This is a genomic window from Phycisphaerales bacterium (assembly GCA_020852515.1).
In the GTDB taxonomy this organism is placed as follows: Bacteria; Planctomycetota; Phycisphaerae; order Phycisphaerales; family UBA5793; genus UBA5793.
In genome coordinates this window covers 1-8,401 of sequence record JADZAS010000017.1, presented here as the reverse complement: position 1 = coordinate 8,401, position 8,401 = coordinate 1, and the positions used below count along the sequence as shown (strand labels likewise).

Here is an 8,401-nt window from a genome sequence, read left to right as displayed (position 1 = left end):
TTGCGCGAGTAGTCCATCGCGATGTCGCCCAGCTCGCCCGTCAGCCTGGCCGCGTCGGCCGGCAGCATCTTCGCTTCCTTGGCGAACTCGGCGATCGTCTCGTTCCACCATTGCTGCACGCTCGTGGTTGCCGGGCTCTGCGTTGATCTGCTGGCCATCGCGATTCACTCCTGTCGGGGTTGTGGTGGGCGGCGTGGGGGTCGTGGGGGGCGTGGGGGTGCCGAAGTCGAGCTGCCACTGCGCATCGAGGCGCTGCTGCTCTTCAATCACGAGCGTGCGCAGGCGCAGGGCGCCGCCGGTCAGTGACGGATCGGCTTCGAAGTACTGCCGCGCCTGGGGCAGCAGCGTTGCGTGGTTGGCGATCGTCTGGGCGCAGTACTCGGGGCTGGGCGTGTTGAGATCGTCGAGCGTGTCCTGGCGGGTGATCGCTTTGAACCGTGCGGCTCGCTCGAATTCGTCGATGTCGCCGTCGCCCTGAACGTAGAGGCGCAGGTCAGGCAGGATGAGATCATGCGTGACGATCGTCGCCTTGTGATACGCCTCGGCCGCGTGCTTGGGTGCGGCGCACCCGCCGACGGCGAGCAGCAGCAGCGCGACGATGGCGATCATCGCGAGGACAGCGAGGCCTTCGAGGTACTCGCGCAGTGTGTGGGTGCAACGGCCGTGCGGGGGAGTGTCGCTGGTTGTGATGCAGGGGTACTTGCCGAGACGAATCCGCTTCAGTGCGCTGGTGGCCACGAAACACCATCCTTGGCGTTTCTGCGATCAGGCGGGGTCTACTAGGTCCCGTTGCTCCCGATCTAGTGGCCGCGTCATCTGCGTCGCGGCAATGAGTTGTCAAAAAATCAGATAGGCACCCAAATCGAACAAGTCCACTGCCCGGCCGTCACGCTGCTATCAGCACACCCAGCACCATCAGGAGTGCGATGATGACAACCGGTAGCAGCGCCCAAGCAAGAAGTCCGAAGAACACGCCCTTCGCAATAGACCGTTCAAGCTTCCTCCAGTACTGGAGCGGAGGCATCGTCCATGCCGGCACAGGCGCAATGGAAGCAGCAATTGGTGGCCCGACAGCCTCCGCGGCACTGGCAGTTCGAAGTTGCTCCATCGCGCGTTCCAGTTGATCGGCCTCGCTGAATTGATCATTGACTTGCTCGCACCGCCGCACCGCAATACCGCGCCGAAGCGCCTCCATCTCCGCGAGGTTCGGATCGCCGGCTTCGACGATGATGGTCGTTTCATACCCCGAGTCGCGATCGATGCCGTTGATCCTGAACTTGCGCATCAGCGTCTCCTCATCACTCGCGCCGCCACCCTGTGCACGATCGACGATAGGCCGATCGCGATGGCTACGAGCAGATCGATCACGAGGACACGAAAACCCATGACTCCCTCGGCAATCACCGCGTCGGCACGGCGTACCACACGACCGGAAGAACGCGTAGCACATGCGATTTTGACACACGCTCCGTCTGCGGATGGAAGTTCTGATTGTTGGCGAAGAGCAGCCAATCTTTGTCCGCGTCGTAGACGTTCTTGATCGTCGCCATGTAGTCGCGTTCGCCACCGAACTGCACGAAACATGGCTCGCCATCGAACCGCTCTTCGTTGGGAGCGATGAAGACAAGGGCGCCCTCAGGCATGCGCGGCGCCATCGAATCGCCGACGACGCGCAACGCGAACGCCTGCGGATCTCGGATGCCGTAGAGGCCGCGCACGGGCAGCTGCGACTCAATCGTGCCGTCGTACACGCCGCCATCAGGCAGTCCGCCGCGCACATCAGCCAGGAGCGGAATTTCGTCGGGCAGATCGCCCGGTGGCAATTCTTCGCCGATAGCGCTGTTCGACTCATTCCCAAGTTCATTGACCGCGACGCGGCGAGGATCAACGAACATGGCGCTCATCAGCGCCGTAACCGTTCCGCGAGCTGACTTCCTCACGTACTTCTTGATCAATCTCGGGTAGTTCGAGTTGAAGACCCGTTCGAGAGTGCGCAGTTTCTGACCGCGCAGATCGAGCTGCGAGCCACGCTCAAGATTTGAGATCGTGGCCTTGGACACCCGCCCAGACTCGCCTTCAGAAACCGTGCCGGTCAAATCTGCCAGCTCTTGCTGGCTGAGCCCCTTCGCCTCACGGTTGTGACGCACCCAGTCGCCAACGGATGGAGTTCCCATGCCAGAAACTGTCAGACCCAAGTCTCGGCAGTCTAGATATTTACGATGAAGTTTCACAAATTCATCCAAATTCACACGAACAACGCTTGACTAGTAGAACAAACTAGGCCATACTCAACGCAATGCGACGGTTTGAGTACGACATCCCCGCGATCGACCGAGCCAGAATGGCGAAGGGACTCAGCTGGCACGCGCTCGCCGTCACAGCCGGGGTCTCCGCCCGCACAATCTACGACGGCCTCTCCGGCAAGAGAGACTGGCGCGGTGAAACCGTCAAGAAGCTCGCCGCTGCGGTTGGGCTCGATCTGTCTGATCTGGTGATCGATGTCCATGCGCGTCGCGATCGAAAACACGCTACTTCATCTGCCCCCCTACACGAGCAACCAACGGCCGTGCGGGGGGCTGTCAATTCCTCGCGATCGAAGGGAGGCCGCGCATGTGCGTGAGCGCCGCTTCGATCGCGATCAAGCCCTGTACCCAGCGCCCTCATTCCGACGAGATCAGCGCTGAGTCCCACACGCGCGCGGTGACTTGTGGTCCCGCGCTCGAATCGCCATCGCGCTGCGCGGCCCATGATCGTCCGCGCGGCGTGTTCTCATCTATGACCCGCCCCGTCGTTGAAGGCTCGCGAGTCGCGGGCCGCGCCGGGGCATGCACCCAAATCGGAGGTCTGCCGATCGAGGAAAACTCCACCGTCTTTAGCACCAAGACCGGCGCGCAGCGCCACCGCGCTGCGCGTCGTTTGCTCATCACCCCTCCGCGCACTGCCGGCCCAATCGCCGGCGGTGCGTTTGGTTTCATGTGCAGCGTACCGGGGCGGAAGCGCCCCGTGCGCTATTGCCCGCGGCAAAGTTCGCCGCCCCGATAAGTCAGCCCTTCCCGCCGGCAAGGACGCCGAATCGTGATCGAGAGAGACGACACACTCATGGACGCATTCACCGACGCGACGCTGGGAGCCGATGACCAGGTCCCCTCGCTCGTGCTCCTGCGCGTCCTGCTCAATCGCGAGAAGAAGATCAACCGCAAAGCCCTGTGCGCCCTGTGGGACGTCAAGCCGGCCACGCTCGGGCACATGCTCGCCGGCCGCGTGCACATCACCGTCGAGCGCTGGGCGCTGCTCTTTGCCGAGACGCGCGACGAGCGCATTCTGCGGCTGCTCATCGATCCCGAACGCTTCGCCGTCTACGCCCTGCCCGAACTCACTGAACTGGGCAACCCGGTGAGCATCGGCGCCGCCTTCGTCGGCCTCGACCAGGCCCACCGGCGCATGAGCATGTACGTCCAGAGAATGCTCGGAATCCTCGGCGACATGCGCGTCGATGGTGATGACGGCGAACTGGTCTGCGATCTCAAGCACGACCTGCCCGATCTCATCGCGGCGCTGCTCGCCGGCAGCCGCCAGGTGCTCTATCTCTACGAGCAGTGGTGTGAGCGCCAGAGCCGCCGCGTCGCCGGCCGCATCGAGCCCAACCCCCACGACAACAAGGCGGTGAAGCGATGAGCGTGATGCCAGACAGAACTGGCGGCAGCAACTTCATCGCGGCCTACACGGCAGTGATGGCGCTGCGGCCGATCAACCTCGACATCGATCCGTACTGCCGCGCGCTGCGAAGTGCGCAGCATTCGATGCGGCGATTCGAGAAGCGTGCGAACCACTACGCGGGTTCGTGGCGCGGTGACGGTGTGCAACCGGCCGAGACGCGGCAGATGCGCCGGGCCAAAGCGCGGAAGGTGGTGAAGCGATGAGCGCGCCGTACTTCAACCTGCCCGATGCATACTGGCTGCGCTACGCGCATTCGCCACTGCCGCTGCCGGACTTCGAGACCTGGCTCGCCGGATTCGCGGGCAAGCCTCAAGTGCGCAAGATCGCCACTCCGCAGCGCAGGCCATCGCCAGCGGCGCCGCGCGCCCGGGAGGTGGCGGCATGACGTACAAGCAATGGTTCCGCCAGTTTTGCGCAGACCGGCAGACAGATCTCGATCGGCTCAACGTGCTGCGCGAGGTGACGCGCGGCGCGAGCCGCAAGGGCGGCGGGCTCAAGCGCATCCTCGACATCACCGCCGGCGACTGGCAGCATCAGTTGAAGGCCGAGACGGCGCGGGATGACGCGAAGCCGGCGAGCGGCGGGAGGGCAGCCTGATGTTCCTTGTGATGGCCATCGAGTACTTTGCCGACAGCGAGCCGGTCACATCTTTCGATATCCGCGACCGCTGGGACGATGCGGTCATGCTGGCCCGCTGCCTGCGCGACGAAGCGAAGTCGCGGGGCAACAGCGCAGAGATCGACGTCCGCCGGATCGAGCACTCGGTGAAGCGCTACGTCGTCGCCGCGCGGCCCAAGCGGAAGAGGAGAGCGGGATGAGCACTTCAAGCCACCCACGCTGTGGGCGCACATTGAAACGAGTTCCCATGCGCGAGCAGACGGCCGGCGACCAGCGGGCCGCGGTGCTCGCCACTGGCGACGCCGGCAGCGTGCCGCGCGAGATCGTGCGCGTCGAATGCGACTGCGAGACGCTGCTGGGCGCGGCGAGCGTGGTGGAGATCGATCGCAAGCAGGTCGGTCACCAGCTCGTGGCGCGGATGGCCTCGTACTGCGCTCACTGCAAACAGATCCTCACCTTCAGCCTCGTGGTCGATCCCGCCACCGGCCGGCGGCAGATGCAGCCGGTCCTCGCCAGGCGGCGCCTGCGCGGCGCGCCGAGCATCGATCGCTTCCTCACTCAGTACCCGCAGTGCAGGGGGATTGTGCAATGACGGCCGCCATCCGGCCCATGATCCTCAACGCCGATGTGAGCGACCTTAATCGCTTCGCGCCCGACTACCTCGCGCGGTGCCAGAATGAACTGTGCCGGCAGATCGGCGGCCTGGCGTTCTTCAGCCAGGGATGGTTCTACAGCCAGTGGTACGACGGCGACACGCAGCAGTGGCACACCGGCAAACTGCAACTCAATGTCTTCGATGACACGGTCAACCGCAACGTCGGCGCGCGGACCATCGACTTCAAGGGGCTGTGCGTCGTGGACATCGAATCAGAAGAGGCGCTCGGCGCGGCACTGCGCGGCGACGCCGCCGCGATCGAGAACATTCGCGCGTGCCTCTCGCGCGTGCGGCGCACCTTCCCCAACGCGTGGGTCGGCATGTACGGCCCGCGGCTGCCGCAGTATCACCACACGACGTATGGACTGCGCGGCGATGAGTGGTCCGTTCTCATGTCACGGGTGCATGACTTGATCGACGCCTGGCATCCGCCACTCAACGCCATCAGCGGAGAGTTCGAGCACCGGCGGTTCGCCGATCTGCTCACGCTTGTCATGGACAGCGGCAAGCGCTGCCTGCCCTATCTCTACTGGCCCGAGGTCTATTCGATCTGGGACTACCAGAGCGACGTCATCGCGGCGCTGGGCGAGAAACGCTTCGGGCACGCGCTGGCGTGGGATCGGAGGCTGATCCGGTGAGCAAGCGCAAGGGCAACAACCGCGACGGTGAGCTGGCGGCGTACTTCAAGTTCGCCGTGCGCCACAGCAGCCAGGCGATCGTCGCGCGTTTCCATCAGTACGACCATGCCCTGGAGTTCGCCGGCGTGATGCTCGCGCGGATCGCCAGCGCCAACTCGGCGCTGCCCTCCGGCTGGATCTCGATCGAGTGGCGCGACGATGACGGCCGCACCCACAGCCAGACGATCACCCTCACCCTTGAGCAGCAGGAGGTGAGCGGATGAGCGAGGTGCGCTTCGACAAGATCGCTCGGTACCTCGACCGAACCAAGCTCGTGCGCCACGAGTCGGGCTGCAAACTCACGATGCCGATGTATCACGGCGCCGTCGAAGTATTCACGTGCGACGGCACCAATCACGATCGCTCATTCACCTGCATCGACTACCGCACGCGCGGCGCGGTCTATACGACAACGCTGCCTCGGTTCTACCACGAACGCTGGGTGCGGCGACTGGCTCGGTGCTTCGTTCGTCAGATTGAGGCAGACTTCCCATGACCGCCGCCGCGCGCCAACCTCGCTTCGCGCAGGGCGTGGACGAACGGCCCGACGCCGAGTTCCTGCCCATCCGCAAAGCCGCGCGCCTGCTGGGCAAGACCGAGGGCGCCTTGCGCGTCGAATGCATCCGACGCCTCAGTGAGCGCGGCCTCGCACGCCAGGTGCGCAGCCGCGACTCGGGCCGCATGACCTGGCACATCCACCGGTCCTTCGACCGCCGCCTTATGATCGAGGCCGGCGCCAAGCTCGCCGCCGACGGCACCGCGCAGGTGCTGCTCGCAGCGACCCAGCAGCAGCGCGACATCGCCGCCTGCAAGATGCGAGTGCTGATCGCCTATCGCGAACTGATCGCCGGCTCTGAGCGGGTGTCGGACGCCATCGACTCTTTCATTGCCGAGAAGAGCATGGGCCTGGAACTCCGTCTCTCGCGCCGCACGCTGCAGCGCTGGTCAAGCGAAGCGCCGCCGAGCGATCAGCGCGACCGGATGATGGCGTACTTCATCGACAACCGCGGCGGCGACCGCCGCAGCGTGAAGGCCGACGGCTCGCGCGGATGCTCGGATGAAGCGTGGGCCGAGTTCGAACGGCTCTACCTGGCGATGCCGGCGCAGTCGATCGCCAAGTGCCATCGGCTCGTTGCAGCGCTCGCCAAGCAGCACGGGTGGCAGTGGCCCAGCAAGCGCTGGGTGGCCAAGCTCATCGAGAAGCGTCTCGACCCGTCGCGCATCTGCATGGCCCGCGAGGGCGAGAAGGTGTGGGATCAGAAGTTCGGCCTCAAGCTTGAGCAGCATCCCGAGGCGTACGCCGCCGGCGAAGTGTGGATCGGCGATCACAGCACGCTGGACTTCTTCGCCCGCGTCATGCGCGGCGGCAAGTGGCGCGCGGTGCGATTGCAGGTCACCGCCTGGCAGGATTGGCGCACGCGTCTCATCGCCGGCTGGCACATCAGCGAGCAGGGCAACGGCGACACGATCCGCTACGCGCTTCATGACGGGATGAACCGGTTGTCTCATGTGCCCACGCGCGTGTGGATCGACAACGGCAAGGACTACGACAGCGAGGCGAACACGGGCATCAGCAAAGCCAAGCGCCGCAAACTCACCGCCGCCGGTCAGGATTGGCGCGAGCACTTCACCGAGGAGAATGGCGGCCTGCTCGCCATGCTCAACATCGACTGCCACTTCGCCCGCCCGTTCAACCACGACGGCAAGTCGCGCCTCGAGCGGTTCTTCGGCACGATGCACGGCGAGTTCTGCAAGGACTTCGCCTCGTACTGCGGCAGCAAGCCCGGCTCGGTCGAGCCGCACGGTCTGCCAGTCGAGCAGTTGCCCCGCATCGACGAGGTGCGCGAGCACTTCGGCAAGTTCATCGAGTGGTACCACGCCCGGGTGGATCACGAGATGAAAGACATGCGCGACGACGAGATGCGCAAGCTCAGCCCCGAGGAGGCGTGGCGCACCTGGCTGGCGACGCGCACGATCATGCCGGCGCCCGAGGTCATGGCGCTGCTGCTCAAGCGCTGGGCGCATCCAAAGCTGGTGTCGCAACTGGGCATCGGCCTGGACTTCGGCACCGGGCAGAAGACGTACTACGGCGCCGGGCTGCCGCAACTGGTTTCGTTCCAGGGCCGCAGGAAGGGCGACGACGCGATTCTGCACGTCACCTACGACCCGGAGGATGTGAGCGAGATCTACGTCTACGACGCCCAGTTCCGATTCCTCTGCATCGCGCCGGTGAACAACCTCTACGGCGGCACCGGCCCCGTGAGTCGCCAGGCGGTGCTGGAAGGTCACCGGCTCAAGCGCGATCACAAGAGGGCGGCCAAGGCATACCTGAGCGGCGGGCGGCTGGCGCTCATGTCGAGCATCGACGCCGCCCGCGAGGCGCAGCGCGACATCGATGATGATCGCCGCAAGTCACGGCAGCGCGAGGGCATCGCGCCCGACGCTGAGCCCAACTCGATGCGGCTGGTTCGAACACCCGTTGACGAGGCGTTGCCGGCCGTTCAACGGGCCGAGATGCGCAAGGCCGCGGGCGCTGAGCATGTCAATCCCGACGACGAGTTCAAGATGCCGCGCCTCAAGCGGGCCGAGCAATCCAGGCAGGAGGAAGACGACGACGACTTCGAAGTGCGTTTGACCGCGCCGCCGGCGCGGCGTGAACAGGAGGAAGAGGAGTTCGACATCTGGGAGGGGCTCAAGCGATGAGCCAGGACGACAAGGACATTTTCGAGAGGCT

General features: G+C 65.0%; 14 protein-coding genes. 11 read left to right on the top strand and 3 right to left on the bottom strand.

Features of this window, described 5'->3' with window-relative positions:
• The 3 genes from IT430_13860 to IT430_13850 form a co-directional block, all read right to left on the bottom strand.
• Positions 1-738: hypothetical protein (locus tag IT430_13860; GenBank protein MCC6909025.1), on the bottom strand; the 738-nt coding region annotated here is incomplete at its 3' end.
• Between the two features lie 148 nt (positions 739-886).
• On the bottom strand, positions 887-1,285 hold the full coding sequence (locus tag IT430_13855; GenBank protein ID MCC6909024.1) for a hypothetical protein: 399 nt from the start codon (positions 1,283-1,285) through the stop codon (positions 887-889).
• A 115-nt stretch (positions 1,286-1,400) separates the two neighbouring features.
• Positions 1,401-2,249 carry a LexA family transcriptional regulator gene (locus IT430_13850; GenBank protein ID MCC6909023.1) on the bottom strand — a complete coding sequence of 283 codons (849 nt, stop codon included), beginning with the start codon at positions 2,247-2,249 and terminating at the stop codon, positions 1,401-1,403.
• Positions 2,250-2,341: 92 nt separating this feature from the next.
• Here IT430_13850 and IT430_13845 point away from each other — a divergent pair, with 92 nt between their 5' ends.
• The 11 genes from IT430_13845 to IT430_13795 all read left to right on the top strand — a co-directional run bounded on the left by IT430_13845 (position 2,342) and on the right by IT430_13795 (position 8,370).
• Positions 2,342-2,620, top strand: coding sequence for a helix-turn-helix transcriptional regulator (locus IT430_13845; protein ID MCC6909022.1), 279 nt, complete (start codon positions 2,342-2,344; stop codon positions 2,618-2,620).
• Between the two features lie 455 nt (positions 2,621-3,075).
• The gene (locus IT430_13840; GenBank protein MCC6909021.1) at positions 3,076-3,675 is read left to right on the top strand and encodes a hypothetical protein; all 600 of its coding nucleotides are present in this window, start codon (positions 3,076-3,078) and stop codon (positions 3,673-3,675) included.
• Between the two features lie 5 nt (positions 3,676-3,680).
• Positions 3,681-3,920 (top strand): hypothetical protein, encoded by a 240-nt coding sequence (locus IT430_13835; GenBank protein ID MCC6909020.1) that lies wholly within the window; start codon positions 3,681-3,683, stop codon positions 3,918-3,920.
• Positions 3,917-4,102 (top strand): hypothetical protein, encoded by a 186-nt coding sequence (locus IT430_13830; protein ID MCC6909019.1) that lies wholly within the window; start codon positions 3,917-3,919, stop codon positions 4,100-4,102. The genes IT430_13835 and IT430_13830 overlap by 4 nt, the downstream gene beginning before the upstream one ends.
• The gene (locus tag IT430_13825; protein ID MCC6909018.1) at positions 4,099-4,314 is read left to right on the top strand and encodes a hypothetical protein; all 216 of its coding nucleotides are present in this window, start codon (positions 4,099-4,101) and stop codon (positions 4,312-4,314) included. Before IT430_13830 ends, IT430_13825 begins: the two co-directional genes overlap by 4 nt.
• Positions 4,314-4,535, top strand: coding sequence for a hypothetical protein (locus IT430_13820; protein MCC6909017.1), 222 nt, complete (start codon positions 4,314-4,316; stop codon positions 4,533-4,535). Before IT430_13825 ends, IT430_13820 begins: the two co-directional genes overlap by 1 nt.
• Before the next feature lie 47 nt (positions 4,536-4,582).
• Positions 4,583-4,927 (top strand): hypothetical protein, encoded by a 345-nt coding sequence (locus IT430_13815; protein ID MCC6909016.1) that lies wholly within the window; start codon positions 4,583-4,585, stop codon positions 4,925-4,927.
• Complete coding sequence (locus IT430_13810) at positions 4,924-5,628, top strand: hypothetical protein (protein MCC6909015.1); 705 nt, start codon at positions 4,924-4,926, stop codon at positions 5,626-5,628. The genes IT430_13815 and IT430_13810 overlap by 4 nt, the downstream gene beginning before the upstream one ends.
• The gene (locus IT430_13805) at positions 5,625-5,891 is read left to right on the top strand and encodes a hypothetical protein (protein ID MCC6909014.1); all 267 of its coding nucleotides are present in this window, start codon (positions 5,625-5,627) and stop codon (positions 5,889-5,891) included. Before IT430_13810 ends, IT430_13805 begins: the two co-directional genes overlap by 4 nt.
• Positions 5,888-6,163 carry a hypothetical protein gene (locus IT430_13800; protein MCC6909013.1) on the top strand — a complete coding sequence of 92 codons (276 nt, stop codon included), beginning with the start codon at positions 5,888-5,890 and terminating at the stop codon, positions 6,161-6,163. Before IT430_13805 ends, IT430_13800 begins: the two co-directional genes overlap by 4 nt.
• On the top strand, positions 6,160-8,370 hold the full coding sequence (locus IT430_13795; protein ID MCC6909012.1) for a DDE-type integrase/transposase/recombinase: 2,211 nt from the start codon (positions 6,160-6,162) through the stop codon (positions 8,368-8,370). Before IT430_13800 ends, IT430_13795 begins: the two co-directional genes overlap by 4 nt.
• The last annotated feature ends 31 nt before the right edge of the window (positions 8,371-8,401 follow it).